General features: G+C 70.5%; 25 protein-coding genes. 11 read left to right on the top strand and 14 right to left on the bottom strand.

Translation table 11 applies throughout. The features are described 5' to 3' along the window. The first annotated feature begins 13 nt into the window (after positions 1–13). Together ACQRWP_RS25255 and ACQRWP_RS25250 are read left to right on the top strand one after the other, a co-directional pair. The gene (locus ACQRWP_RS25255) at positions 14–229 is read left to right on the top strand and encodes an FmdB family zinc ribbon protein (RefSeq protein WP_430498243.1); all 216 of its coding nucleotides are present in this window, start codon (positions 14–16) and stop codon (positions 227–229) included. 152 nt (positions 230–381) lie between these two features. Further along, a complete protein-coding gene (locus ACQRWP_RS25250; protein ID WP_430498241.1) occupies positions 382–3,222 on the top strand; it encodes an ATP-binding protein in 2,841 nt (946 codons plus the stop codon). A gap of 177 nt (positions 3,223–3,399) precedes the next feature. Here ACQRWP_RS25250 and ACQRWP_RS25245 read toward each other — a convergent pair whose 3' ends face one another. Both ACQRWP_RS25245 and ACQRWP_RS25240 read right to left on the bottom strand, forming a co-directional pair. Next, on the bottom strand, positions 3,400–3,936 hold the full coding sequence (locus tag ACQRWP_RS25245) for a phospholipase (protein WP_430498239.1): 537 nt from the start codon (positions 3,934–3,936) through the stop codon (positions 3,400–3,402). A gap of 179 nt (positions 3,937–4,115) precedes the next feature. Beyond that, positions 4,116–5,774 (bottom strand): glycoside hydrolase family 10 protein, encoded by a 1,659-nt coding sequence (locus tag ACQRWP_RS25240; protein ID WP_430498237.1) that lies wholly within the window; start codon positions 5,772–5,774, stop codon positions 4,116–4,118. Between the two features lie 202 nt (positions 5,775–5,976). On the opposite strand from ACQRWP_RS25240, the gene ACQRWP_RS25235 reads away from it, so the two are divergent. Next, complete coding sequence (locus tag ACQRWP_RS25235) at positions 5,977–7,473, top strand: amino acid permease (RefSeq protein WP_430498235.1); 1,497 nt, start codon at positions 5,977–5,979, stop codon at positions 7,471–7,473. Positions 7,474–7,528: 55 nt separating this feature from the next. On the opposite strand, the gene ACQRWP_RS25230 is transcribed toward ACQRWP_RS25235, so the two are convergent. The 5 genes from ACQRWP_RS25230 to ACQRWP_RS25210 are packed head-to-tail and all read right to left on the bottom strand — an operon-like array spanning position 7,529 to position 13,296. Next, entirely contained in the window at positions 7,529–8,557 is a 1,029-nt protein-coding gene (locus tag ACQRWP_RS25230; protein ID WP_430498233.1) for a glycoside hydrolase family 43 protein, read from the bottom strand. Next, a complete protein-coding gene (locus ACQRWP_RS25225) occupies positions 8,554–9,411 on the bottom strand; it encodes a carbohydrate ABC transporter permease (protein WP_430498232.1) in 858 nt (285 codons plus the stop codon). Before ACQRWP_RS25225 ends, ACQRWP_RS25230 begins: the two co-directional genes overlap by 4 nt. A gap of 10 nt (positions 9,412–9,421) precedes the next feature. Then, complete coding sequence (locus tag ACQRWP_RS25220; protein WP_430498230.1) at positions 9,422–10,384, bottom strand: carbohydrate ABC transporter permease; 963 nt, start codon at positions 10,382–10,384, stop codon at positions 9,422–9,424. A gap of 6 nt (positions 10,385–10,390) precedes the next feature. Beyond that, entirely contained in the window at positions 10,391–11,722 is a 1,332-nt protein-coding gene (locus ACQRWP_RS25215) for an ABC transporter substrate-binding protein (protein WP_430498228.1), read from the bottom strand. Between the two features lie 59 nt (positions 11,723–11,781). Beyond that, positions 11,782–13,296, bottom strand: coding sequence for an alpha-N-arabinofuranosidase (locus tag ACQRWP_RS25210; protein ID WP_430498226.1), 1,515 nt, complete (start codon positions 13,294–13,296; stop codon positions 11,782–11,784). Positions 13,297–13,444: 148 nt separating this feature from the next. On the opposite strand from ACQRWP_RS25210, the gene ACQRWP_RS25205 reads away from it, so the two are divergent. Beyond that, positions 13,445–14,452, top strand: a complete 1,008-nt coding sequence (locus ACQRWP_RS25205; RefSeq protein ID WP_430498224.1) for a LacI family DNA-binding transcriptional regulator — start codon at positions 13,445–13,447, stop codon at positions 14,450–14,452. Positions 14,453–14,470: 18 nt separating this feature from the next. Here ACQRWP_RS25205 and ACQRWP_RS25200 read toward each other — a convergent pair whose 3' ends face one another. The 3 genes from ACQRWP_RS25200 to ACQRWP_RS25190 form a co-directional block, all read right to left on the bottom strand. Beyond that, positions 14,471–15,196: a methyltransferase domain-containing protein gene (locus ACQRWP_RS25200; protein WP_430498222.1), complete on the bottom strand. Its 726-nt coding sequence runs from the start codon at positions 15,194–15,196 to the stop codon at positions 14,471–14,473. Positions 15,197–15,318: 122 nt separating this feature from the next. Then, the gene (locus tag ACQRWP_RS25195) at positions 15,319–15,627 is read right to left on the bottom strand and encodes a hypothetical protein (RefSeq protein ID WP_124822832.1); all 309 of its coding nucleotides are present in this window, start codon (positions 15,625–15,627) and stop codon (positions 15,319–15,321) included. Positions 15,628–15,665: 38 nt separating this feature from the next. After that, on the bottom strand, positions 15,666–17,303 hold the full coding sequence (locus tag ACQRWP_RS25190; protein ID WP_430498219.1) for an ABC-F family ATP-binding cassette domain-containing protein: 1,638 nt from the start codon (positions 17,301–17,303) through the stop codon (positions 15,666–15,668). 62 nt (positions 17,304–17,365) lie between these two features. On the opposite strand from ACQRWP_RS25190, the gene ACQRWP_RS25185 reads away from it, so the two are divergent. The 3 genes from ACQRWP_RS25185 to ACQRWP_RS25175 all read left to right on the top strand — a co-directional run bounded on the left by ACQRWP_RS25185 (position 17,366) and on the right by ACQRWP_RS25175 (position 19,016). Then, positions 17,366–18,136 (top strand): ROK family protein, encoded by a 771-nt coding sequence (locus ACQRWP_RS25185; RefSeq protein ID WP_430498217.1) that lies wholly within the window; start codon positions 17,366–17,368, stop codon positions 18,134–18,136. A gap of 119 nt (positions 18,137–18,255) precedes the next feature. Further along, complete coding sequence (locus tag ACQRWP_RS25180; protein ID WP_112584722.1) at positions 18,256–18,624, top strand: tetratricopeptide repeat protein; 369 nt, start codon at positions 18,256–18,258, stop codon at positions 18,622–18,624. A 137-nt stretch (positions 18,625–18,761) separates the two neighbouring features. Further along, entirely contained in the window at positions 18,762–19,016 is a 255-nt protein-coding gene (locus ACQRWP_RS25175) for a Smr/MutS family protein (RefSeq protein ID WP_007465523.1), read from the top strand. A gap of 79 nt (positions 19,017–19,095) precedes the next feature. Here ACQRWP_RS25175 and ACQRWP_RS25170 read toward each other — a convergent pair whose 3' ends face one another. After that, positions 19,096–19,446, bottom strand: coding sequence for a hypothetical protein (locus ACQRWP_RS25170; protein WP_430498215.1), 351 nt, complete (start codon positions 19,444–19,446; stop codon positions 19,096–19,098). A 138-nt stretch (positions 19,447–19,584) separates the two neighbouring features. Here ACQRWP_RS25170 and ACQRWP_RS25165 point away from each other — a divergent pair, with 138 nt between their 5' ends. Further along, the gene (locus tag ACQRWP_RS25165; protein WP_430498213.1) at positions 19,585–20,082 is read left to right on the top strand and encodes an NUDIX hydrolase; all 498 of its coding nucleotides are present in this window, start codon (positions 19,585–19,587) and stop codon (positions 20,080–20,082) included. A gap of 138 nt (positions 20,083–20,220) precedes the next feature. On the opposite strand, the gene ACQRWP_RS25160 is transcribed toward ACQRWP_RS25165, so the two are convergent. Both ACQRWP_RS25160 and ACQRWP_RS25155 read right to left on the bottom strand, forming a co-directional pair. Then, entirely contained in the window at positions 20,221–20,580 is a 360-nt protein-coding gene (locus ACQRWP_RS25160; protein WP_430498211.1) for a hypothetical protein, read from the bottom strand. A 32-nt stretch (positions 20,581–20,612) separates the two neighbouring features. After that, positions 20,613–20,861, bottom strand: a complete 249-nt coding sequence (locus ACQRWP_RS25155) for a hypothetical protein (RefSeq protein ID WP_430498209.1) — start codon at positions 20,859–20,861, stop codon at positions 20,613–20,615. A 195-nt stretch (positions 20,862–21,056) separates the two neighbouring features. Between ACQRWP_RS25155 and ACQRWP_RS25150 the strand changes: the two genes are divergently transcribed. Both ACQRWP_RS25150 and ACQRWP_RS25145 read left to right on the top strand, forming a co-directional pair. Beyond that, a complete protein-coding gene (locus tag ACQRWP_RS25150) occupies positions 21,057–21,857 on the top strand; it encodes an L-gamma-glutamyl-L-propargylglycine hydroxylase BesE (RefSeq protein ID WP_430498208.1) in 801 nt (266 codons plus the stop codon). Positions 21,858–21,873: 16 nt separating this feature from the next. Beyond that, positions 21,874–22,815: a threonine/serine dehydratase gene (locus tag ACQRWP_RS25145; protein ID WP_430498206.1), complete on the top strand. Its 942-nt coding sequence runs from the start codon at positions 21,874–21,876 to the stop codon at positions 22,813–22,815. A 4-nt stretch (positions 22,816–22,819) separates the two neighbouring features. Here ACQRWP_RS25145 and ACQRWP_RS25140 read toward each other — a convergent pair whose 3' ends face one another. Next, a complete protein-coding gene (locus ACQRWP_RS25140) occupies positions 22,820–24,970 on the bottom strand; it encodes a tetratricopeptide repeat protein (protein WP_430498204.1) in 2,151 nt (716 codons plus the stop codon). A gap of 281 nt (positions 24,971–25,251) precedes the next feature. Between ACQRWP_RS25140 and ACQRWP_RS25135 the strand changes: the two genes are divergently transcribed. Next, on the top strand, positions 25,252–25,740 hold the full coding sequence (locus tag ACQRWP_RS25135) for a hypothetical protein (RefSeq protein WP_430498202.1): 489 nt from the start codon (positions 25,252–25,254) through the stop codon (positions 25,738–25,740). The last annotated feature ends 19 nt before the right edge of the window (positions 25,741–25,759 follow it).

The following is a 25,759-nucleotide window of genomic DNA, read 5'->3' as shown; positions in this document are numbered from 1 at the left end:
TACCCTGGGTGGCATGCCCAGGTACGAGTTCCGCTGCCGCGCCTGCGGCGACACCTTCGAGGTCAACCGATCGATGGCGGCGGCCGGTGAGCCGGCCAGCTGCCCACAGGGACACGCCGACACGGTCAAGCTTCTTTCCGCGGTCGCGGTCACCGGCCGCAGTGGTGGTTCCGGTGGCGCCCCGGCACCGGCCGCTGGTGGCTGCTGCGGTGGCGGCTGCGGCTGCTGATCGGGCCAATTCGCTGCCGCCTGGTGGGCCGGCCTTGCCGGGAGCGGGTCCGAGTGGCACGTTGAGGCGGCACCTGCCCGGCCGTTCTCACGATGTGTGATCGTTCGGACTCAGGCAGCATGAACCCGACGTCACGGGCGGAGGTTCCTCGCATGTCGCCACGGATCCAGCTCCCGAGCGGTTGGGTGACCTTCGTATTCACCGATATCGAGGGCTCGACCCGGCTGGCTCAGCTGCTCGGCCCGGACTACCGGCCGGTGCTCGCCGAGCATCGACGGCTGCTGCGCCGCACGCTGGCCAGCACGGGTGGCGCGGAGTTGCTGACCGAGGGCGACTCGTTCTTCCTGGCCTTCGAGGAAGCGACAGCGGCGATGACCGCGTGCCTGACCGCCCAGCGGGCACTGTCCAGCCACGACTGGCCCACTACCGAAGCCGCCCCCCGGGTGCGGATGGGCCTGCACACCGGCTATGCCGAGCCACGCGACGGCGAGTACGCCAGCCCCGAGGTGCACCGGGCCGCCCGGGTGGCCGCCGCCGCGCACGGCGGGCAGGTGCTCTGCACGGCGTCCACCGCCCGTCGGGCCGAGCCGATGCCGCCGGGCGCGACCCTGCTCGACCTGGGCCTGCACCGACTGCGCGGCTTCGACGACCGGGAACGACTGTTCCAACTGGTCGCCCCGGGTCTGGAGCGGCAGTTCCCCCGGCCCCGCACTGCCGACGCGGTGGCGCACAACCTGCCCACCCAGGTGACCTCGTTCGTCGGCCGGCAGACCGAACGCATCGAGCTGGGCCTGCTGGTGCGACAGCACCGCCTGGTCACCGTGCTGGGCGCCGGCGGCGCGGGCAAGACCCGACTCGCGGTGGAGTTGGCCAGCGGAGTTGTCGAGGCGTACCCGGACGGGGTCTGGTTCGTCGACATCGCCTCGGTGACCGACCCGGGGCTGGTGGCGTTCGCCATCGCCGCCGTGCTCGGCCTGCGCCCCGAGCCCGGCCGGCCGATGCTGGACACCCTCGTCGAGTACGCGGCCGGCCGCCGGATGCTGGTCGTACTGGACACCTGCGACACCCAACCGGCCGCCTGCGCCGAGGTGATCGCGCGTCTGCTGTCCGGCGGGAGCGGCGTACGGGTGCTGGCGACCAGTCGTGAGTTGTTCAGCCTGCCCGGCGAGGTGGTGTGGCGGATTCCGCCGCTCTCGGTCGACCCGCGCGCGGACGGTGCGGAGAGCGACGCGGTCGCGCTGCTGCTGGACCGTACGGCGGCGGCGCGAGGTGGTCGGCAGCCCGACCCGGCCGAGTCCGCCGACCTGCGTCGGGTCGTGCAGCGGTTGGACGGCCTGCCGCTCGCCATCGAGTTGGCCGCCGCCCGGCTGCGGGTGCTCTCCGTCGGTCAGCTCGCCGAGCGGCTGGACGACGTTCTCGGCACCCTGGACGCCGGCCGGGAGGACCCGGATCCGCCGCCGGTGGAGCGGGGCTGGTCCGGCAACCAGCAGGACACCGTGGACCTGGTCGCCGCGGCGGCCGGGGCGTCGCCGCCCACGCCGGCGAGCCGGGCGGTGCAGCGCTCGGCCACCGAGCGGCACCTGACCATGCAGGCCACCGTCACCTGGTCCTACCGGACGCTGGGGCCCCGGGCCGCCCGCCTGCTGCGGTGGCTGGCGGTCTTCGCCGGCCCGGTGGATCTGGCGACGGTGGAGTGGCTGCTGGGTGACGACCCGCTGGACCCGCTCTCGGTCCTGGTGGACAAGTCGATGGTGTTGGCCGAGCCGCGTGCCGCCGGCAGCACCTACCGGATGCTCGACCCCATCCGGGCGTACGCGGCGCGGCGGTTGGTCGAGGCTGGGGAGGAGCAGGCCGCTCGGGACCGGCACGTGGCCTGGTCGGCGCACGCGTTGGACCGGGCCCATTTGGGCCAGGACGGCCGGCCGGTGACGCTGTCGTTGTATGCCCTCGATCCACTGGCCGGGGAGTTGCGCGCCGCGCTGCGGTGGTGCGCCACCGGCGGCAGCGCCCGTGCCGGTCTGGGTCTGGCGGGTGGGCTGGACCAGTGGTGGCTGGAGCGGGGCCTGGCCCGCGAGGGGCGGCTGTGGCTGTTCCGGCTGTACGGGCGGATCGCGGAGACGGGGGAGCGGATCCCGGAGGCGGAGCTGGCGGCGGCGTACCACATGCACTCGCTGCATGCCAGCGCCGACGGCGAGTTCGCCGAGGAGCTGCGCTACTCCCAGCGAGCGGAGGCAGCGGCCCGGCAGGCCGGCGACGCAGGGTTGCTGGCCCGGGTGCTGGCCGGCAGGGCCGCGCCCCTGGTGGACATGGGGCAGTTCGTCGAGGCCGAGCGGGTGTGCCGTGAGGTCATCGACTGGGCGCACGGGCAGGACGTGGTCGGCGAGGCGCTGTTCGCGGTGTTCAGCCTGGCCGAGCTGCTCTGGCGGCGGGGCGCCCTGGAGGAGGCGGCGGAGCTGCTGGGGGCGGTGCGTCCGGTGGAGGCGGCCCGGCCCGTGGAGCGAGGCCGCCGTTCGGTGGACATGCTGCTCGGAATGGTCGCGCTGGCCCGGGGCGACGTGATCGCCGCACACGAGCATCTCCTGGTGGCGCTGCGCTCCCGGATGGGTCACGGCTACCACGGCCGGGCGTGCGACACCTTGAACGCGGTCGCGGTGCGCTGCGCGATCGGCGGGGAGCGGTTGACCGCAGCCCGCCTGTTCGGGGCCGCGCAGGCCACCCGGGCGAGCATGCGTGCCACCCCCGGCATCTTCGGCGGCTACTGGGCCGAACAGCAGGCGGAGTTGCGCGCGGTGCTGGGCGACGCGGCCTTCGACGACGCGTACGGCGAGGGTGCCGAGCTGGGGCTGGACGAGGCCGCGGCGCTGGCACTCGACGTGGAACACCCGGACCTGGCGGCGGATTCGACCCGCTTCAGCACCGGCCTGTCCCAACCAACCCCCCGCCGTGCCGCCGACCCCGACCGCCACCCAGCCACCCGAACCGAACGCGCCTAACCCAACCTGCCCTCCCACCCCGCCCCGCCCTTGCCCCCACCCACCCGGCGATCTTGCACTTTCTGCAGGGAGATGTCGGTTTCAAGGGGCAAACCAGCAACCGAAAGTGCAGGATCGCGCGGGTGGGGGCGAGGGCGGGCTGGGGCGAGGGCGGGCTGGGGCGAGGGCGGGCTGGGGTTAGCGGGCTGCGGCGTTGGCTTCGGCTTGGGCCTTCATTCGGGCGGCGCGGTCGATGTCGGCCTGCTGGACGGCCGCTACCGAACCGAAGATGCTGACCGCCTGGTAGTAGGTCCAGGCCAGGCTGTAGCAGGCCGGTCGGACGACCGAGTTGTACGTGGCGCAGACGCGCTTCAGGTCCTCGTAGAAAGCGCTGTCGAGCCGGGACTTGTTGGCGGAGAACTGGCCGACCGCCTTGTAGTTGCGGTAGCCGAAGTCGTGCCGGTAGCAGCCCAGGTTGAAGGTGAAACCGAGCGGGTTGTCCGGGCTGGACGAGCAGTAGTCGGTGGACCAGTTGAAGTTGTACTCGGCCCAGGGGGCCCGGTTGACCCGGGCGCTGTTCCACGAGTTGTAGCTGGACGCGCTGGTCTGGGTCCAGCTGGACAGCACGGAGAGCCGTTGGGCTGGGGTGACGGCGGCGGCGGGGGATGCGATGGCGACGGTGGCGAGCAGCGCTAACGCGCCCGAGGCGAGCAGGGTGGCGAGACGTCGGGGCACGGGATACCTCCGCGGGGTGAGCGGGTGGGACGGAAGTTACCGGCGGGTTACCGGATGTCGATGAGTGTCGATCAGCTGATCAACTAGGCGGTATGCGTGTCGACAACTATTGGTGACATACGTTGAAACAGACGAATGCCCCGGACGCGCGAGGCGTCCGGGGCATTCGGGGAGGCGGGTCAGCGCAGGACGAATGCCGGCGGGCTGGCGGGGCTCTCGTTGGCCGACCGGTCCAGGGCGGTCAACTGGTAGGTGTAACGCCGACCGGGCTCGGCCGAGGTGTCCACCCAGGACTGAACGTTGCCGGGCGTGGCCCGGACGGTGTCGACCAGGTGTGCGGCGTCGGCCGTGGCGCATCGGCCGGGCAGCGTGGTGCCGTCGAACCGGTAGATCGCGTACGAGGTGGCGGTGCCGAATGGGCCGACGCCGTCGGCGGGCTGCCGCCAGGTGAGCCGGACCCCGTCGGCCTGCCGGGTCGCCTTGCTGACCACCGGGAAGAGCAGCGGCCGGGCCGGAAGGTGGGGCATGGCCGGCACCAGCGCCGGGCGGGAGTAGTGCTCGCCCGCGTAGATGTCGGTGGCACCGAGGCGGTTGGCCCGCACCTGCACCGCGGAGAAGTGCACGTTGCCCTGCACCTCCGGGTACGACCGGTTGAGCGTCAGGTGGTCGGACAGCTCACGCGGGTTCTGCCAGTACGGCCCGTACGCCGGGTCGCCGCTCTTGTAGTCGGCCTGGCCGATGTAGAGCTGCACGCGGGTGCCGCGCACTGTCTCGGCCCACCACGGCACGAGGCGCGCGTAGTCGGCGGCCGGGTACTGGCCGATGTACCAGTAGAGCTGCGGCACCACGTAGTCGACCCACTCCTGCTTGATCCACTTGCGGGTGTCGGCGGAGATGATGTCGTACGACTGGCTGCCGGTGGTGTCCGAGCCGAGCGGGTCGGCGGTCTTGTTGCGCCAGATGCCGAACGGGCTGACGCCGAACTTCACCCACGGCTTCGCGGCCTTGATCTTGCCGTTCATCTCCTGGATCAGCAGGTTGATGTTGTCCCGCCGCCAGTCGGCCCGGTCGGTGAAGCCCCGGTTGTGGGCCGCGAACGTCGCGTCGTCCGGCACCTGGTAGGTGCCGCTGGGGTAGGGGTAGAAGTAGTCGTCGAAGTGGACGCCGTCGATGTCGTACCGCCTGACGGCGTCCATCATGGCGGTCTGGACGAACTCGCGGACCTCGGGAATGCCGGGGTTGTAGTAGAGCCGGCTGCCGGCCACGCCGGCCGGCGGGTAGGCGAAGGTCCAGTCGGGGTGCTGCTGGGCCGGGTGGCCGGGGGCGAGCTGGGTCGGGTCGGCGCCGGCGCCGCCGGGGGCCGGCATGGAGACGCGGTACGGGTTGAACCAGGCGTGGAACTCCAGGTTCCGCTTGTGCGACTCGTCGACCAGGAAGGCCAGGGGGTCCCATCCCGGGTCCTGGCCGCGTACCCCGGTCAGGTACTCCGACCAGGGCTCGTACGGTGAGGGCCAGAGCGCGTCGGCGGTGGGCCGGACCTGCACCACGACGGCGTTGTGGTGCAGTCGCCCGGCCAGGTCGAGCAGTTCGCGGTATTCGGCCTGCTGGGCCGCGATCCGGTCCGGGTTGGTCTGAGACGCCTTGCTGGGCCAGTCGATGTTGACCACCGATGAGATCCACATGGCCCGGAACTGCCGCTTCGGGGTGGCCGGGTCCGTGGCGCAGGTGACGGTGGTGGTGTCGGCCGCGCTGGGGGCGGCGCTCGCGGGGGTGGCGCTGACGAACGTGCCGAGCAGGGCTGCGACCAGCCCGGCGACTCCGAATCGGGTGGCTTTCATGCGGTGTGTCCCTTCGTTGGGGCTCCCGGATGTTTCGCGCGGTGCACGGCAAGATTCGCCGTCGATGTCCGCGTTGCTGGTAGGAAATTTTCACAGTCTGGCCGTCGCCGCAAGAGTTCGTGGTTGACCAATCGCGCCGCTGGGTAGCAACGCCGGTCACCGGCCGCCACGGAGGTGGTCGCACGGTGGGAGGGGTGACCGGGTGTCCGTGCTGCGTACGAAACCAATCAAGGACGTGATAGCCCAGGGTGAGGCGGATGGCAGCGACGGCCAGCTGGGGCTGAAGAGGCGGCTCGGCGCGGTCGACCTCACCGGCTTCGGCATCGGCATCGTGATCGGCACCGGCATCTTCACGCTCACCGGGATCGAGGCCCGGGACAGCGCCGGGCCGGGCGTGGTGATCTCCTTCGCCATCGCCGGCGTGGTCGCCCTGCTAGCCGCCCTCTGCTACGCCGAGCTGGCCTCCAGCGTGCCGACCGCCGGCAGCGCCTACACCTACGCGTACGCCACGATGGGCGAGATTGTCGCCTGGATCATCGGCTGGGACCTGCTGCTGGAGTTCGCGCTCGGCGCCGCAGTGGTGGCCCGAGGCTGGTCCGGTTACCTCGCCGAACTGCTCGACCTGCCGACCCGCTGGTTCGGCGAGGAGGGCAGCACGGTCAACGTGGGCGCCATCGCCATCGTGCTGATCCTCGGCATCGTGGCGATCGTCGGCATTCGGGAATCCGCCCGGATCACCAACCTGCTGGTGCTGGTCAAGGTGGCCATCTGCGTCTTCGTGGTGGTCGCCGGGCTGTTCTTCGTCAAGGCCGCCAACCTCACCCCGTTCATCCCGCCGGCCGAGCCCGCCGGGAGCGGCGACGACGGCATCAAGCAGCCGGTCACGCAGGCGCTCTTCGGGCTGGAGCCTTCGGTCTTCGGCTTCGTCGGGGTGCTCAGCGCCGCCGCCGTGGTCTTCTTCGCGTACACCGGCTTCGAGGCCGTGGCCAACCTGGGCGAGGAGACGAGGAAGCCCAAGCGGGACCTCACCCTGGGTCTGCTCGGCACGCTGCTGATCTCCACCGTGCTCTACATCGGCGTCTCGCTGGTGGTGGTCGGGATGGTGCCGTACACCGAGATCGACCGGGGCGCCCCGATCGCGTCGGCCTTCGAGTCGGTCGGCGCGGGCTGGGCCGCCGTGCTGGTCTCCATCGCCGCGGTCGCGGGCCTGACCAGCGTCATCCTGGTCGACCTGGTGGCGATGGGCCGGATCGGCTTCGCCATCGCCCGGGACGGGTTGATCCCGCCCTCGATCGCGAAGGTGCACCCGCGCTGGGGTACCCCGTACCGGATCTCGGCGATCATGACGGTGGCGGTCGCGCTGCTGGCCGGCTTCCTGCCGCTGTCCGCGCTGGCCGACCTGGTCAGCATCGGTGCGCTCTGCGCGTTCGTCCTCGTGTCGGTGGCGGTGCCGATCCTGCGCCGCAAGCGGCCGGACCTGGAGCGGCCGTTCCGGGTGCCGTTCTCACCGGTGCTGCCGATCGTCTCGGCGTTGGCCTGCTTCTACCTGATGCTCAACCTGTCGGTGGAGACCTGGCTGCGGTTCCTGGCCTGGATGCTGCTCGGCGCGTTGATCTACTTCGGCTACGGCCACCGCCGCAATCGGCTGGCCCAGCACGAGCCCGCGGTTGCCCCGGCCCCCCGCGAGCCGACCGACTGACTGACCTGCGAGGTGTGGAAGGGCCCCGTTTCCGGGGCCCTTCCACATGACCGGCTCAGGGGCGCGGCTGGGGCCCGGGCGTGGGGCCTTTGACGACCGGTTTGCCGTCGACCCAGGTGACTTCGTCCAGCCAGGTCTGACGACCCGGGTCGGTGCTGCCCTCCTGGCCGGGCGGCCAGGCGTGGTACAGCAGCCAGGTCCGGCCGTCCTTGACCACCATCGACGCGTGGCCGGGGCCCGAGGCGGCCTCGCTGCTCTTCAGGATCGGGTTCTCGGTTGCCTTCACACACGGGCCGGTCGGGCTCTCGCAAACCGCGTAGCCCTCGGCGTACTCCGCACGGTCATAGGCGTTGGCGGCGAAGAAGAGCAGCAGCCGACCGTCCTGGCGGTGGAAGAACGGCCCCTCGATCAGAGTGCCCTCCCACGGCTCGGTCTGCTTGAGCAGCTTCGTCGGCTCGCCGACCAGGGTCAGGCCGTCGTCGGCGAGGCGCTGCGACCAGAGCCAGGTGTCCACTCCTATGGCGTTGCCGTCGTTCTTCCACAGCAGCCAGAGGCTGCCGTCGGCGTCCCGGAACGGGCTGGCGTCGATCGCCCCGCCCAGGTCGGCCTGGCAGATCAGCGGACCGGCAGCGTCATCCCGGTACGGCCCCTGCGGGGCGCTGGCCACCGCCCGCCCAACGCACTGCCGCCCCGACTCCCGGCCGGCGACGGTGTAGTAGAGCAGGAAGCGGTCCGGCGCGAGCTGGATCGCCTCCGGCGCCCAGGTCTTTCCAGCGTCCGCCCAGTCCGGCAGCGCCGGCAGGGCGTCCCCGGCCTCGGTCCAGTCGACGAGATCCGTCGAGGTGAGCACGGGGACGTTGCGGCCCCCGGAGTTGGTGTGGAACAGATACCAGGTGACGCCCACCTGGATCGCCTGCGGGTCCGGGGCGTCGCTTCTGACCACGGGGTTGGTGAACATGCTGGGGTCGCTCCCGTTGCTCGTGGTGGGCGTGGGCTCGGTGTCGTCGGCGCAGCCCGGAACGAGCAACGCGGCGGCCAGAACGATCGCCGCCGCGCCGCCTCGTCGGGCGGTAACGCGCGTCATCCCTTCAGACCGCTGCGGGAGACGCCCTGGATGATGTGCCGCTGGGCCAGCACGAAGAGGATCAGCACCGGCAGGCTGGCCAGTACCGCGCCCGCCATGATCACCGGGTAGTCGGTGACGTACGAGCCCTGGAGCAGGCCCAGGCCGGGCGGCAGGGTGAGCTGCTCCGGGCTGAACAGCACGAAGATCGGCCAGAGGAAGTCGTTCCAGTTGGTGAGGAACGACAGCACGGCCAGGGTTGCCAGCGCCGGCTTGGACAGCGGCAGCACGACCTTGTAGAAGATCTGCCACTGGTTGGCGCCGTCGAGCGTGGCGGCCTCCTCCAGCTCGTTCGGCAGGGAGAGGAAGAACTGCCGCAGGAAGAACACCCCGAACGCGCTGGCCGCGCCGGGCACCACCACCACGGCGAGGGTGTCGATCCAGTTGAGCTGGTCGACGATCAGGAAGTTCGGGATGATCAGCGAGGTCGGCGGAATGAACAGCGTCCCGACGATCAGGGCGAAGGTCACCCCGCGTCCGCGGAACCGCAGCCGGGCCAGGGAGTACGCGGCCATCGAGGCGGTCACCAGCACCAGCAGCGAGTGCAGCGTGGCGGCCACCATGCTGTTGAGGAACCAGCGCAGCACCGGGTTGGCCGAGTTGTTGAGGATCTGCTCGTAGCCGTACCCGGCGATCGGGTTCGGCAGCCAGCTCGGCGGAATCTCCTGGGCGGCCGTGTAGGTCTTCAGTGAGGTGATGACCATCCACACCAGCGGGGTCAGGAAGATCAGGGTCAGCACGACCAGGGTGGCGTAGAACATGACCCTGCGTGGCCCCGAGGCGGTGCCGTTGGTGGTCGGCGTGGGCGTCGTCATGGCGGTCCCCTCAGTCTTCCCGGTAGCGGAAGAGGCGGAAGTTGGCGATGCTCACGACCGCCAGCATCAGGGCGAACACGATGCTCATCGCGGCAGCCTTACCGGCGTTGTTGTTTCGCAGGCCCTCCTCGACGATGAACCACACCACCGTGCGGGTCTCCGTGCCCGGCGCACCCTGGGTGATCAGGAACGACTGGCCGAACATGTTCGCCGAGGCGAGCACGGTCGTGGTGATCACGAAGAGCAGCACCGGGCGCAATCCGGGCACTGTGACGTTGCGGAACCGCTGCCACGTGTTCGCGCCGTCCATGCGGGCCGCCTCGTACAGCTCCGGCGAGATGTCCTGGAGGCCGGCCAGGTAGATCACCGCGTTGAAGCCAGACGTCCACCAGACGGTGACGCCGACCAGCGAGATCCACGCCCACGGCATGTTGGTCACCCAGGGCGTGTCCGAGGGAAGCCCGACCACGCCGAGGAGTCGGTTGACCAGGCCGAGGTTGGCGTCGAGCAGGAACCGCCAGAGCAGGCCGATCACCGCGACACCCAGCACGTACGGTGCGAAGTAGACCGCCCGGAAGAAGGTCCGGCCCGGGAAGGAGCGGTTGAGAAGCAGGGCCAGCCCCAGCGGTACGACCACCAGCAGCGGCACCGACAGCACCGTGAAGATGGCGGTGGCCCGGACGCTCTGCCACCAGTCGCCGTAGACGGCGGAGTCGCTGGAGAACAGCTCCTTGTAGTTGTCCAACCCGACGAACGGCCGGTTGGGCAGCTGGAAGTCCCACTGGTGCACGCTCAGCCAGAGCCCGACGACGATCGGCAACAGGCCGAAGACCCCGAACAGCACCAGGTAGGGGATGAGGAAAAGGTATGGCGTCGCCCGTCCGGTCCGGCCCTCCGAGGCCCGGCGGGCTGCGTTGGCCGCCGGGGGCGGCGCGTCACCGCGCGCCGCCCCGACCTCGATCACGTCCGCCACGGGTTATCAGCTCCCGTACTTCTTGCGGTTGTCCTCGAGCTGCTTGTTGGCCTTGGCCACGCCCTCGTCGAGCGCCTGCTTCGGCGACTTCTTGCCCAGCGCGGCCACGTTGAACGTGTCGTAGAAGGTCTTGATGACCTCGCCGAGGCCCGGGGTCGCCGGCGGGAAGGCCGCGTACTCCAGCTCGGGGGCGAGCGCCGAGATCTCCGGCAGCGCCTTGAACTCGGCGCTCTCGCGGACCGCCTTGCGTGCCGGGATCTGGCCGCCCTTGGCCCAGTCCAGCGAGTGCTGGCTCAACCAGTTGATGAAGACCTTCGCGCCGGCGATCTTGTTGGCGTTGTTGGCCCGCTGCTTCACTATGGTGAAGTTGTGCGAGTTGGCCCAGGCCGCCGGCTTGCTGCCGATCTGGGGGAGCGGGGCGACGCCCCACTGCACCTCGGGGCTCTTCTTCAGATCGTTGATCTGCCAGATGCCGTTGAAGGTGAATGCGTTCTTGCCGCTCTTGAACGCCAGGTACTCGGCGTCCTGGCCGACGTTGGCCGGCGAGTGACCCTGCTTGATCATGTCGACCAGCCAGGTGCACGCCTCGACCGCCGGGTCGGAGTTGAACGTCGCCTTGGCCACCTCGGCGTCGAAGAGGGCGCCGCCCCACTGGTTGAGCAGGGAGTAGAACGTCATGCCACCGGTGAACTGGAACGGGCTGACCCAGAAGCCCTGCACGCCGGCCTTCTTGAACTCGCCCAACGCCGCCGTGAAATCGTCCTTGGTGGTCGGCGGCTTGTTCGGGTCCAGGCCGGCCTTCTGCATCACGGTCTTGTTGTAGTAAAAGCCGAGCGGGTGCATGTCCAGAGGAATGCCGTACCGCTTGTTGTTGTAGAGGCCGCCCTTCCAGACCGTGGGGGCGAAGTCTGCCTCGGAGAGCTCCAGGTTCTTGGCCACGTCGTCCAACTCGCTGATGACGCCGCGGGCGGCGAAGGTCGCGAGCTGGTCCATGTGCATGACCGCGATGTCCGGGCCGTTGCCGCTGGAGGCCGCGCCGGGGAGCTTGTTGTAGTAGTCCTCCCACTGGTACGTGGCCACCGACACGGCGATGTTCTGGTGCTCGGTGTTGAACTGGTTCACCAGCGCCTTGAAGATGTCGCCGTCACCGCCGGTGAAGCCGTTCCACAGCTTCAGGTCCACCTTGGGGCCGGTGTACTCTTTGCCCCCATTTCCGGCGGCCGGTCCGGAGGCGCTGTCATCGCCGCCGCCGCAGCCCGCGAGGGTCAGCGAGGCTGCGGCGCCGAGTCCGAGACCGAGGCCGAGCAGGCGACGCCGGCTCATATCGTTCTGGATCATGCTTTATCTCTCCTTGAGGGGGACGGAATGAATTGTGCCTGCTCAGGACCGGTACGACATCAGGCGTTGGTCGGGCCGAAGCGCAGCACGCTCCAGGACACGGCGGGCAGGCGCACGGTGCACCGGCCGCCGTCGGGGGTGGGTGTGGGCAATTCCCGCGGCGTCACCCGATCGGGCTCGGCCTCGGTGTTCGTCGCTGACGGGTGCGACCCCGCAGCGATGCTCTGGAAGGACAGACCGGACATGGGCGGTAGGCCGCGCAGGTCGAGGTCCAGTGCGAGGTCCGTGGAGTCACGGTTGACCGCGAAAACGGTCAGCGCCCCGGTCTCCTCGTCGTGCACGGCGACGGTGTCGAGCACCGGCACGTCCCCGTACTTCTTCGTGTCGTAGCGCGGCGACACCGGGTCGGTCCGCAGCACTGTGCCCCGGGCGTAGCGCGCGGTCAGCGCGAACGGGTGGAAGATGCTCTGCCGCCAGGCGGGGCCGCCGTTGCGGGTGCGGATCGGCGCGATCACGTTGGCCAGTTGCGCCTGAGCTGCCACGCCGACCCGGTCCGCGTGGCGCAGCAGAGTGATCAGCAGGTCGCCGACGACCACCGCGTCGACGGCGGTGAAGTCGTCCTCGATCAGCGCCGGGGCCTCGACCCAGCCGCGCCGGTCCAGGTCGGCCTGGAGGCGGGACTCGTACCAGACGTTCCACTCGTCGAAGGAGATCTTCAGCTTGCGCTTGTGCCGCTGCTTGGCGGCCACGTGGTCGGCGGTCGCGACGACCTCGGTGATGAAGTTGTCCATGTCGACGGCCGACGCCAGGATGCTGGCCTGGTCGCCGTCGGACGGGTCGTAGTAGGTGTGCGCCGAGATGTAGTCGACGTGCTCGTAGGTGTGCTCCAGCACCGTCGCCTCCCACGAGGCGAAGGTGGGCATCCGCCGGTTGGAGCTGCCGCAGGCGATCAGGCTGATCGACGGGTCGACCATCTTCATCGCGCGGGCGGCCTCGGCGGCGAGGCGGCCGTACTCGTCGGCGGTCTTGTGGCCGACCTGCCACGGGCCGTCCATCTCGTTGCCCAGGCACCACAGCCGCACGCCGTACGGGTCCTCGGCGCCGTGCTTGCGCCGCAGGTCGGAGAGCTCGGTGCCGCCCGGGTGGTTGGCGTACTCCAGCAGGTCCAGTGCCTCCTGGACACCCCGCGTGCCGAGGTTGACCGCCATCATCGGCTCGACGTCGGCCTCGGCGGCCCACGTCATGAACTCGTCCAGCCCGAACGCGTTGGTCTCGATCGTCTTCCAGGCCAGGTCGAGCCGGCGCGGCCGGTCGCCGACCGGGCCGACCCCGTCCTCCCAGCGGTAGCCGGAGACGAAGTTGCCGCCCGGGTAGCGGACGACCGAGACGCCCAACTCGCGGGTGAGGTCCAGCACGTCGCGGCGCAGGCCGCGGGAGTCGGCGGTGGGGTGGCCGGGCTCGTAGATGCCGCCGTAGACGCACCGCCCCATGTGCTCGACGAAGGAGCCGAAGAGGCGTCGGTCGGCCGGGCCGATGGAGAAGGCCGGGTCGATCGTCAGCTGCGCGGTCCGCAAGGGGGTGCCACCTTTCCTCATTGCCGATGCCCGGGTGAGCGCAGTCACCGTTCACCCGGCGTCCACCGTTTCTACAACGTTGTAGGCAACGTTGTAAAGAGCGGTCGGCAAGGTAGGGTGCGCTGGGTTACACCGGGGAGGTTGCGCAGTGCGGCACAGGCTCAAAGACGTGGCAGAACGGGCCGGCGTGTCCGTCAAGACCGTTTCCAACGTGGTGAACGGCTACGTACACGTACGGCCGGATACCCGCGCCCGGGTCGAGGAGGCGATCGCCGAGCTCAACTACCGGCCCAACCTCTCCGCCCGTCACCTCCGTAAGGGCCGCACCGGCGTGATCGCGCTGGCCGTTCCGGAACTGGACATCCCGTACTTCGCCGAGCTGGCCCGCCACGTGGTCACCGCCGCCGCCGCCTACGGCTGGACGGTGCTGATCGACCAGACCGGCGGTCGGCGTGAGCAGGAACGGGTGGTCGCCTCCGGCATCACCGACCACCTGATCGACGGGCTCATCTTCAGCCCGTTGGCGCTCACCGCGGAGGACCTGGCCGGCCTGGACGGCACGCCCATGGTGCTACTCGGCGAGCGGGTCGAACACGGCCCCGCCGATCGCGTGGTGATCGACAACGTGACAGCGGCCCGGGAGATCACCGATCACCTGATCCAGCTCGGCCATCGCCGGATCGCGGCCATCGGCGCCCAGCGCACCGACGAGGGAGCGAGCGCCCGGCTGCGTCTGGCCGGATACGCCGACGCGCTGCGCGCCGCCGGGCTCGACTACGACGAAGCCCTGGTGGCGCCCGCGTCGGCCTGGCACCGCGCCGACGGCGCGGCCGCCATGCAGGGCCTGCTCACCTCCGGCGTACGCCCCGACGCCGTCTTCTGCTTCAACGACACGCTCGCCCTGGGTGCCCTACGCGCTCTGCATGAGGCCGGCCTGCGGGTGCCGGAGGACGTGGCGGTGGTCGGCTTCGACGACATCGAGGACGGTCGGTTCTCCATCCCCACCCTGAGCACCGTCGCCCCGGATAAGGCGCGCATCGCCCAACTTGCCGTCGAACTCCTGGCCAACCGCCTGGACGGCGACCGCGCCGCCCCGGCGAAGGAGCTTTCCGCCCCCTACCGCCTGGAACTCCGCGAATCCACCCAGGCCCCGTAACCAGCACCGGGCGGCCGGTCAGTCGAAGAAGCGGGCCAGGTGGGATTTCGAGGCGGTATCGACGTCCGGTTGGAGTGGGGTCAGGTCGGCGAAGATCGAGGCACCGTCGCAGCCGGCGTGCAGGGGATACCACCGTGGGGTGCCCGGCGGACGGCCCTGGCAGATCCCCTTGAACGTCTGCACGTCCATCAGCCGGACGTGGGTCGGGTCGGCCACCGCGTTCACGTGCCCCCACCAGGGGCTCATCACGTGCAGCACCCCACCCGGACGCAGCACGCGATGACACTCGTCGACCAGCGGCAGGAAGTCGATCAGGTGCTCCAGGATGTGCACCGCGAAGAGGACGTCCACCGAGTTGTCGGCGAGTGGCAGCGAGCCGGACAGGTCCGCGACCGCGTTCACACCCGGTGCCGGATAGATGTCCAGCCCCAGGTTGCTCGACCACTGCTTGGTCGGGCCACAACCGAGGTCCACGACCACCGGCGCCCGCCCGCCGATGCCGACCCGGCACCAGACGCCGTAGACGCCGGCCAGCCGCCCCACCAGGTCCCGCACCAGCCGTAGCTGGGCGGGCTCGGCCACGTCGCCGCTCAGATGGGCCACCCCGCGGTCGAACCGCACCTCGACCGCCAGGTTCCGCACCCGATCATCGTGGCGGACCTGGTCCGCCCACGCCTGCGCGAGGAATTCGTCGATCGCCCGCAGCCGGTCGGCCGAGGGCGGAGTCTGTGCCAAAGCGACCATTCGGGCCACCTCCCGCCGCGCGATACCCGCAATCGCGCCCGGTATGCCCCACTCGTCCACCTGGTCGGCGTGGCCCGCGCATCCGTGGGGTGGGCGTGTCGCCCAGACTCGGCCCGCCCCGGTCAGCCCGAGAGGGTGCGGCGGCCCCCGCGCATCCGCTGGCGAGGCGGCGGGTCGGCGGGCTTCGGCCGCTTGAGGTGGTAGCGGTGCAGTTCGTGGTTGCCGGGCAGGGACGGGTCCTCGCTCATCGCGACCAACTCCCAGCCCTGGTCACCGGCCCGGTTCAGGTGGGCCAGCGAGGTGTCGCCGTACGGCGTCACGTCGACCATCGAGCCGTCCGGGCCGTACCAGACGAAGACGACCTCCCAGCCGAGGTCGTTGGTCGCGGCCTGGCGGCGGCGGACCAGCAGGGCGTACTCCCACTTGAGCATGGCGTCATTCTCACCCCGCACCGGCCCGCGGGCACGGATCAATCCTCGGCGATCCGCCCGGCGTCGACCCGCAGTCGCCGGTTGGTCTCGATGGCGGCCAGCATCCGCCGGTCGTGGGTGACCAGCAGCAGCGTTCCGGGGTAGCTGGCCAGCGCCGACTCGAGCTGCTCGATGGCGGGCAGGTCCAGGTGGTTGGTGGGCTCGTCCAGCACCAGCAGGTTGACCCCACGGCCCTGGAGCAGGGCCAGCGCGGCCCGGGTCCGCTCTCCGGGGGAGAGGGTCGCCGCCGGTCGGGGCACGTGCGCCGCCCGCAGGCCGAACTTGGCCAGCAGGGTCCGCGCGTCCGCCGGCGACAGGTGGGGTACGGCCGCCTCGAACGCGTCGATCAGCGGTACGTCGCCGAGGAACAGCCCGCGGGCCTGGTCCACCTCGCCGACCACCACGCCGGGCCCGAGCGAGGCGGTGCCGGCGTCCAGCGGCAGCCGGCCCAGCAGCGCGGCCAACAGGGTGGACTTGCCCGAGCCGTTCGCCCCGGTCACCGCGACCCGGTCCGCCCAGTCGATCTGGAGGTCGACCGGGCCGAGGGTGAAGCCACCACGGCGTACCACGGCTCCGCGCAGCGTGGCCACGACGGCGCCGGCGCGGGGCGCGGCGGCGATCTCCATCCGCAGCTCCCACTCCTTGCGGGGCTCCTCGACCACGTCGAGCCGTTCGATCAGCCGTTCGGTCTGCTTGGCCTTGGCGGCCTGCTTCTCGCTGGACTCGCTGCGGAACTTGCGGCCGATCTTGTCGTTGTCGGTGGCCTTGCGGCGGGCGTTCCGCACACCCTTCTCCATCCAGCCACGCTGGGTGCGGGCCCGAGCCTCCAGCCCGGCCTTGGTGTCGGCGTACTCCTCGAAGTCCGCGCGGGCGTGCCGGCGGGCCACCTCGCGCTCCTCCAGGTAGGCCGCGTAGCCGCCGCCGTAGTGGTGCACCTGCTGCTGCGCCAGGTCCAGCTCCACGACCCGGGTCACCGTGCGGGTGAGGAACTCCCGGTCGTGGCTGACCAGCACCGTGCCGGCGCGCAGCCCGGTGACGAACTCCTCCAGCCGCTCCAACCCGGCCAGGTCCAGGTCGTTGGTCGGCTCGTCGAGCAGGAACACGTCGTACCGGCTGAGCAGCAGCGACGCGAGCCCGGCCCGGGCCGCCTGACCGCCGGAGAGCCCGGTCGTCGGGTGGTCCAGGTCGACCGCGAGCCCCAGGTCGGCGCTCACCTGCTCGGCGCGTTCGTCGAGGTCTGCCCCGCCGAGGGCGAGCCAGCGCTCCAGCGCGTCGCCGTACGCGTCGTCGGCGCCCGCCACCCCGGCGGTCAGCGCCTCGGTCGCCGCGTCCAACGCCGCCTGCGCGGCGGTCACCCCGGTCCGGCGGGCCAGGAAGTCCCGTACCGTCTCGCCCGGCCGCCGTTCCGGCTCCTGGGGCAGGTGTCCGACGCTCGCGGTGGGCGGGCTGAGCCGCACGCTGCCGGCCTCGACCGGCAACAACCCGGCCAGGGTACGCAGCAGCGTCGACTTGCCGGCCCCGTTCGGCCCGACCAGCCCGACCACGTCGCCGGGGGCGACCACCAGGTCCAATCCGGCGAAGAGCGGGCGGTCGCCGTGCCCGGCGGCCAGGTCCTTGACGATCATCGTGGCGCTCATCAGGACGGCAGCCTATCCGGCCGCCCGCATACGACCGGCCGGCAGCGGGCAGACTCAACGACGTGGTGACCACACTGGCGATCGACTGTGGCGGCGGGGGCATCAAGGCGTCCGTGCTCGACGAGGCGGGAACGATGCGGGCCCGGCCGTTGCGGGTGCCCACCCCGTACCCGCTGCCGCCCGCGTTGTTTGTCCGGACCCTGCGGGATCTCGGCGGGCGCCTGCCGACGGCGGACCGGCTCACGGTCGGCGTACCCGGGATGATCCGGCACGGAGTGGTCGTGAGCACGCCGCACTACGTGACCCGCAACGGCCCCCGCAGCCGAGTCGACCCGGACCTGGTCGCCGAATGGTCCGGCTGGGACGCGCGCGGCGCGCTGGCCGACGCGTTCGGGGTGCCGGCGCTGGTGCTCAACGACGCCGAGGTGCACGGCGCCGGAGTGGTCGCCGGCACCGGCTGCGAGCTGGTGCTGACCCTGGGGACGGGGCTGGGCAGCGCGCTCTTCGACGGCGGGGTGCTCGCACCGCACCTGGAGCTGTCGCACGCGCCGGTGCGCTGGGGCACCACCTACGACACGTACGTCGGCGAGCCGGAACGGCGGCGGCTCGGCGACGCCTTCTGGTCTCGTCGGATCCGACAGGTGGTGGACGGGCTCCGCCCGGTGTTCCGCTGGGACCGGCTCTACCTGGGCGGGGGCAACTCCCGACTGATCCGGCCCGAGCAGTTGGCCCGGATGGGCGACGACGTGGTGGTGGTGCCGAACACCGCCGGAATCGTCGGCGGTGTCCGCGCCTGGGAACTTTCCGTCGGACGCCGGGACGCCCGCACCTGACCCTTCGGCGCCCGTCGGCGGCCCGAACTGACCTGATCTCGACCCCGGGAACAGTCGCCAAACGTCCGGTGTTGTGCCAGCGTCGGAACAGGTGACGGTGCGACCCGAGGAGGTGGCAGATGGATCTTCTGGCGGACTACCGGCGGGCGACCATGTTCTTCGAAACCGGTGACCCCAGCGGGGCAGCTCGACTGCTGGAGCCGATCATCGACGCCGAACCCGGCAACGCGGCGGTCCGGCAACTACTGGCCCGGGCGTACTTCCAGTCGGCCCAGCTCAACCGGGCCGAGGAGCATCTGCGCGAGCTGGTCGAGCGGGACCCGAGCGACCACTACGCGCACCATGTGCTCGGTCGGACGCTGGAGCGGCTGAACCGGCACACCGACGCGCTGCGGCACCTGCGGATCGCCGCCGCGATGTACGCGGCCAACGACGACTACCGGACCGCGCTGGAGCGGGTGGAGACCCGCCTCGGCGGCAGGCGCTGAGCCTGACCCGGTGACGCTTGCGGGGCGGTCCTTCGGGGCCGCCCCTTCGTCGTCTGGGCCCGCCGCAGGCCGGCCAGGGGCTTCGACACACGCCCTAGGATGGCGGACATGGGATCTGACCGGCCGGGGGCTGCGGCATGAAGCTCAAGCTGGACCTGCACGAGATCTTCAACAAGGGCCAGGACATCGACCGCGCGTTGCGCGGGATCATGGACGAGGCGGTGGCGAAGAAGGCCACCCTCGTCGAGATCATCCCGGGCAAGGGGTCCGGCCAGCTCAAGAAGCGGGTGCTGCGCTTCCTCGACCAGAAGGACGTCAAGCAGCTCTACCACCGGGTCGAGAAGGACTCGAAGAACTTCGGTCGCCTCTTCGTGCACTTCCGCTGGAAGTAGAGTCCACGCGGCCTCTGACCTGCGTTTCCGGGCGCTTCCGGGAACCACTGCCGGTGCGCGAAGCCTGCCGGTTCCTGATTCAGTGCTCGCCGACCGCCGGATCGTCTTGGGCTTGCATCTCGCGCAGCGCCTCGTCGGCGGCGATGACTTCCGGATACCACTGCCGGTGCACCTTGTACGTGTGGTCGAGCTCGAACTTGTAGTAGAGCCCGGTCGGCTTGCCGAACCAGAAATCGCGCGAGAGACGCTGTGCCTCGCTGCTGCCCAGAACGAGAATCGCGCGGTCGGTGACCACGAAGGTCTCCGCCGGCACCGTGAAGATCCCCGAACCGGCTAGCGTGACGAAGCCCGTCTGGATCTGCTCGCCGGGCTCCAAATGCGGTGCCGCCCGCGTGGCGATCATCTTGGCCCGTCGTTCCTTGTAGCCCACGGCTTCCTCCCACACCAGACGCGCTTCCGGGCGGCCTGATTTCAGGACAGGGCGCATTGGACATTCGACTTTATCACTGCCATCCTCTCGGCGTCGTGACGGGCGTCGACGGTGGTCGTTGACCCGTAGAGTGTCCTGATGTCGACGGTGAATCTGCGGCGATCGGCGCGGGCGGTCGTCGTCGATGAGGACGACCGTGTTCTGCTGCTTCGACTCGCCATTCCCGATCCGGCTGGCACGATCTTTGTGTGGATCACTCCCGGGGGTGGCGTCGAAGACGGCGAGACACCGTTGGCCGCCCTGCGGCGAGAGCTGCACGAAGAGGTCGGCCTTGCTCTCGATGTCGACCCGCCTAAGGTCTGGCGGCAGGAAATAGTCGCCGCCGGGCACGCACCAGGTCACGATGGCGTCGTGAACGACTACTTCCTCGTTCGCACCGCGTCGTTCGCGCCGCGCGGTGCGATGAGCGATGAGGAACTCGCCGCCGAGCACGTCATCGGCTGGCGTTGGTGGGCGCTGTCAGAAATCAGGGAGTACCTCGGCCCGGAACTGTTCTCGCCGCGCGATCTCGCCACGCCGTTGGCCGCGTTGATCGCCGACGGAGCACCAACCCAACCCGTCATGCTTGGCCTCTAGGCAGAGCCGAGCGGCCCCAGTGAGGGCTAACCGTTGCGAGCTCCGGTTTAGCTCACTCGACTCGCGGCACCATGATCAGTTGATGGTGAGTAGCTCCCAGGACCTGTTTTGAACTACTCAGCATCAAGTGATCGTGAGTCAGAGGCTGGCGGCGAGGAGGCCGCACACGGCCAGCGGCAGCATCGCAGCGAGGGTGCCCACCAGGGCTGCGGAGCGGATCCGGGTACGGGAGATGAGCACCGCGAGCGTCGCCAGGCTGACCAGCAGCGCGAGGAACATCGCCGGCAGGACCACGTAGAGCCCGAAGAGCAGTGTCCTCGACCGTTCGGAGTCGCACACCTCGCCGCAGTCCGCCGGGACCGACCCGGAGAGCGTGCCGAGGAACAGGCCGAATGCCGCGACGACGGCCACGTACCAGCCGGCCAACACCAGGAACGACGAGCGCGCGTCGGCCTTGTCGGTGTCGGTGACGTCGATGCGCGGCGGCGACAGGGTCATCGCCGTAGTATCCGCTGTTGCGCGAGGAAGCGTCAGCCCGCGAGGGCGTCGGCGCGGGCGCCGTGGCCGGTGGGGCGTCGGGACCAGCACTGTGGGCGCTGCCGGACGGCGAGCTCCAGAGCCTGATGGTCGGACTCGATCATTTCCCGGGCTATTCGACGCGCCATTTCCAGGCGGTCGATGTGCAAGTCAAGATCCGTCGGGCCGGCGCCTGCCATCTCGAACTCCTTGTCAGCGTTCGAACTAGTCGCATCATGCGTCACGCCGAGAATCGTCACCATTCCCCGATCGGTGGAAAGCTTCCGCCGTACGGCTCGGTGTCACTTACCCCGGTTGCGCCGATGGTAGCGGTGGCCGCGCCACGCCGCCCGGAACTGCGGTTACCGCGTCTTGCCTGCGGTTTGTACATTGCACGGTGCGCGGGTCGGGGGGGCGCGACAAGTCCGGTGAGGGATCTTCGTTACGGGAGGACCGCCGTGCAGCATTCGAGCAGGACCGATCCCTTGTTCGTCGCCGTCGAATCAGAATCGATCACCCGAGCGGATGTCGCCGGGCTCATCGCGGGGCGGCTGGCCGCCGTTCGGGTGCCGGGGTTGCTCTCCGCGGCCCGCTGCCAGGCGATCACCGCCGCCCTCGCCAACGCGCCGATGGACCGCTACGACGAGAGCCGGGTCTTCCCCGTCGTCGCCAAGTTCGGTCCGGCCATCAACGACCACCGGTCCGCTGGGGAACTCCGCGAGGACTACTGGGACGCGGCCAGCGCGGCCGAGAAGAGCTGGTCGACGCTGGGCCTGTCGGACTCGCCCCGGGACCTGTGCCTTGCCGCGTTCCGCGGTGCCTGGTCGGACGTGGCACCCGGGCGGCGGCAGGGTCGGGAGATGCACGTCGGCATCGTCCGCGAGATCAACGCGGGGCTCCAGGTGCACTTCGACGACGCGGTACGGGAGTACGCGGGCCGGCTGCTCGACAGCGAGGTGGTGGCCCAGTTGGCATTCAACATCTACATCCGGGTGCCACCGGCCGGTGGTGAGACAGTGCTGTGGCGGCGGCGCTGGCAGCCGGACGACGAGCCGCTACGGATCCCCGGCGGGTACGGCTTCCAGGAGGCGGTGGCCGCCGACACGCAGTCGTTGACGTTGCGCCCCACGCTCGGGGAGGGCTTTCTGTTTGATCCGCGGCACTATCACACGGTGCGTCCCGCGTCGGATGGCCGACGGATCTCCATAGGATGTTTCGTCGGGCTCACCGACGATGGTCGACTGGCCCTCTGGTCGTAGTGAAGGGCGTTTCCCCATGGTGGACAGAAGCGACGTCGAGGCGGCCGCGGCCCTTGTCGAGGGGCGGGTCCGGGAAACCCCGGTCATCGCCGTCGACGGCGCCGACCTGGGTGTGCCCGGGCAGCTCAGCCTCAAGTTGGAGCTGCACCAGCACACCGGCTCGTTCAAGCCGCGCGGCGCGTTCAACCGGATGCTCCAGGGGTCGTTGCCCTCGGCCGGAGTGATCGCCGCTTCGGGTGGCAACCATGGCCTCGCCGTCGCGTACGCGGCCCGGTCGTTGGGCGTGCCGGCGGAGGTCTTCGTGCCGGTCACCGCCTCGCCGGTGAAGGTGCAGCGGTTGGCGGGGTTGGGCGCACACGTGCGCCAGGTGGGCCAGCACTACGCCGAGGCGTTGGCGGCGAGCACCCAGCGGGCCGGGGAGACCGGCGCGCTGGTCGTGCACGCGTACGACCAGCCGGAGGTGGTGGCCGGTCAGGGCACCGTCGGCCGGGAGCTGGAGCGGCAGGTGGACGGGATCGACACCGTGCTGGTGGCGGTCGGTGGTGGCGGGTTGGTGTCCGGTATCGCCAGTTGGTTCGGTGGTTCGGTACGTGTCGTGGCGGTCGAGCCGGAGCAGATCCCCACCCTGCACTCGGCCCTGAAGGCGGGTCGGCCGGTCGACATCGAGGTGGGTGGCATCGCCACCGATTCGCTGGGTGCCCGGCGGATCGGCGAGATCGCCTTCGACACCGCCCGCCGGACCGAGGTGGTGTCCGTGCTGGTCCGCGACGAGGACCTGGTCCGGGCGCGCCGGTTGCTCTGGTCGGAGCTGCGGGTCGCGGCCGAGTTGGGCGGCGCCGCCGCGCTGGCCGCGCTGGTCGGCGGCGCGTACGTGCCGCAGCCGGGGGAGCGGGTGGCAGTGATCATCTGTGGTGGCAACACCGACCCGAGTGACCTGGGCCCGGCCGCGCCGCACTGACCGGTCAGTCGCCGTTGCGCAGCCGGCGCAGCGCGTGCTCCACCTGGAGGGTGTCCAGGTGGGTGTCGCCGAGGAGTCGTCGACGGTCGGCGAGCAACTGCTCGTACACCTCGATCGCCGCGTCGACCTGCTCCTCCAGCAGCAGCACCAGGGCCAGGGTGGATCGGATGGCGAGCACCTCGCTGCGGTCGGCGTGCCGGGGTTCCACGGTGGCCAGGGTGGCCCGCAGTTCGGCCTCCGCCTCGGCGAGCCGGCCCTGCGCCTGCATGCAGCGGGCCAGCGTGTGCCGGGCCTGCCAGGTCTCCGGTTGGTTGAGCGGCCACAACCGGTAGCGGACCTCCAGGATGGCGTGCAGCATCTCCTCGGCCTCGGGCGCCCGTTGCTGGGCCAGCACCGCCAGCGCCAGGCTGTGCCGCACGATCATGGTGTCCCAGTGTTCCGGGCCGCGTACCTGGTCCTCGGCGGCGACGATCTGCCGCAGCTCCAGCTCGGCCTCCGGCCACTGGCGCTGCGCCATGATCGCCTTGGTGAGCTTGTGCCGGCTGGCGAGGGTGTCGGCGTCGTCGCTGCCCAGCACCCTGGTGCGGTCCGCGATCACCTCGCGGAGCACCCGGTCGGCCATCTCCGGCTGGTTGCGTTCCAGCCAGGTGCGGCCCAGCTCGTGGCGCAGCGCCAGCACCTGCGGCCGGTCCAGGTCGTGGTCGTACGCGGCGCAACCGCGCACGATCGGGTCGAGGATGTCGAAGGCCGAGCCGGGTAGGCCGACCGCGATGAGGTAGCGGGCGGTGAGTCGGGTCAGCTCCAGCGCGCGGCGTACCGTCTCGGGGTCGTGCTTGTGTTTCTGCGGCACGAGGTATTCCCGCACGGCCTCGACCAGGTGCGGCACCAGCACGTCCCAGTTGGTCCAGGCCGCCGAGTCGTCCGGGCTCTGCCCCTCGGTGGCGGCGAGCAGCAGCTTCATGACCAGCCCGTGGTATTCGGCGATCTGCTCACGCACCTCGTCGCGGTCACGGAACATCGCGTGCACCAGTGGGTGCAGCGAGAGCACGTGTGCGAACGCCGGGTCGGTGACCTCCTCCTGCACGTCGAAGTCGACCAGGGCCAGGTTGCCGATGCCCTCCAGCACCTTCACCCGCTGCCGGCCGGTGAGCCCCTTGAAGAGCGGCGACCCGGCCAGAATGGCCGGCTTGAGCACCACCTCGTAGGGCACCGGGGAGATGCTCAGGCAGGCCAGCACGTTGAGCAGTGGCCGGCTCTGTTGGAGCTGGCGGCGGGCCAGCAGGTCCAGTGAGATGTCGTCGACCTCGCGGACGATCTCCAGGCCGAGGGACTCGTCGAGGTCGACGTCGGCGGCGTCGCGCGGTGAGCGGAACCGACGTTGCACGGCCGTCCGGTAGTCGGCGAAGGTGGTGATGGTGGACGAGCCGCGCCAGACCGGGCTGGCGTTTACCGACCGCAGGTAGTTGCCGGCGGCGCGCAGGGCGAGGGGCAGCCCGCCCAGCTCCCGGGCGAGCTCCCGGGCGTCGGCCGGGCCGCCGGCCTGGGCGCCGGCCCGGTCGATCAGCACCTGCGCGCCGGCGTCGGCGCCGAGTGGGCGCACCTGGTGCAGCACCGACCAGGTGCCCCAGGTGGCCCGGTTGCCGTCCCGGCTGGTCACGATGACCATGCCGTCGTCGGCCTCCGGGCTGCGCAGCCAGCCGGTGCCGTCGGCGAGCACTCCGTCGGTGGGGCCCAGGCTGGCGGGCTCGTCCGCACTGTCGAAGATCAACAGCCAGGGCTGCGCGGCCTGGTTGAGGTAGCGCCACACCAGGTCGGTGGCGCTGATCATCCCGGCCCAGGCCTGGTCGACCTGGGTCTCCGACGCGCCGAGTTGGCTGACCACCTCCCGCATCCCGGAGTTGAGCCGCCCGGCCTGCACCCACCAGACCGTCCGGCCGTCAGCGCGGGCCCGCCGGGCGATCTCCAGCGCGACGTGGCTCTTGCCGGAGCCGCCCATGCCGCACAGGATGTGCACCGAGGGCCGCTCCCCGGCGATCTCCCCCGGCTGGACGATCTCGTCGATCAGGCCGTCGCGCCCGTGCAGCGGGCTGTCCAGTCGCCCGAGCGGTGGGTCGACGGAGACCCGACTCGGCCGGTCGTACGCAGGCCGAGGCACGCCGGCATCCTCGGGTGGAACGTCCGCAGTCAATGCGGTCCCCCTTCGGTGGCGAATTCACAATGGGCCGGCGGCGAAAGATCCTGTCCATCTAGTGGACAGTCGGAGGGATTGCCACCCGCACCATGTCGACCGCAAGCGTATCCATCCCCGTACTGGGTTGCACACTCTCCGTTTAGGCCGCCCGGCTGACCGGAATCGGTGCCGGAATTCCCAATTCGCGACTGATTCCGGCCGATCCGCCGGGCCCGGCGCTCGACAGGTGCATCCACGATGGACCTATGAACTGGTCGTCAATCCAGGACGTCATCGACTGGGGAACCGTGCCGGACTGGTTCGGCGCGGTCGGCTCCATCGCCAGCGTGCTCTTCGTGTACCTCGGATTGCGGCGGGAAATTCGCGCGCGCCGCAACGACGATCTGCGCATTCGAGCCACCCAGGCCCGGTTGGTTTCGGCGGTGGCCGAGATTCGCGGCACCTCGGTGCTGCGGGTCGGCGTGGCCAACGAGAGTGACGCCCCGGTGCTGGACGTGGTGGTGCTGGCTCGACTCGTCCCGTCCGACGATCCGGACGCCCCACCGGTCGGGCTGGCCGCGGCGAAACAGGTCCGTCGGATTCCCGGCCACGACGTGCACGACCTCTTCGTCACCGTCGCGGCGGAGCATCGGCTCCGCCCGGCCGACACCGTTCTGGTGGACCTCACCTTCACCGACCACGACGGTAATCGCTGGCACCGGATCGGTGCCGGCCAACCCGAACCGGTGGGCTGACCGGAAAGGATGGTCCGGC

Source organism: Micromonospora trifolii, from assembly GCF_050516465.1.
Taxonomy (GTDB): Bacteria; Actinomycetota; Actinomycetes; order Mycobacteriales; family Micromonosporaceae; genus Micromonospora; species Micromonospora trifolii.
Note: the sequence above shows the minus strand (reverse complement) of the source record. Positions and strands in the feature narration are given on the sequence as shown.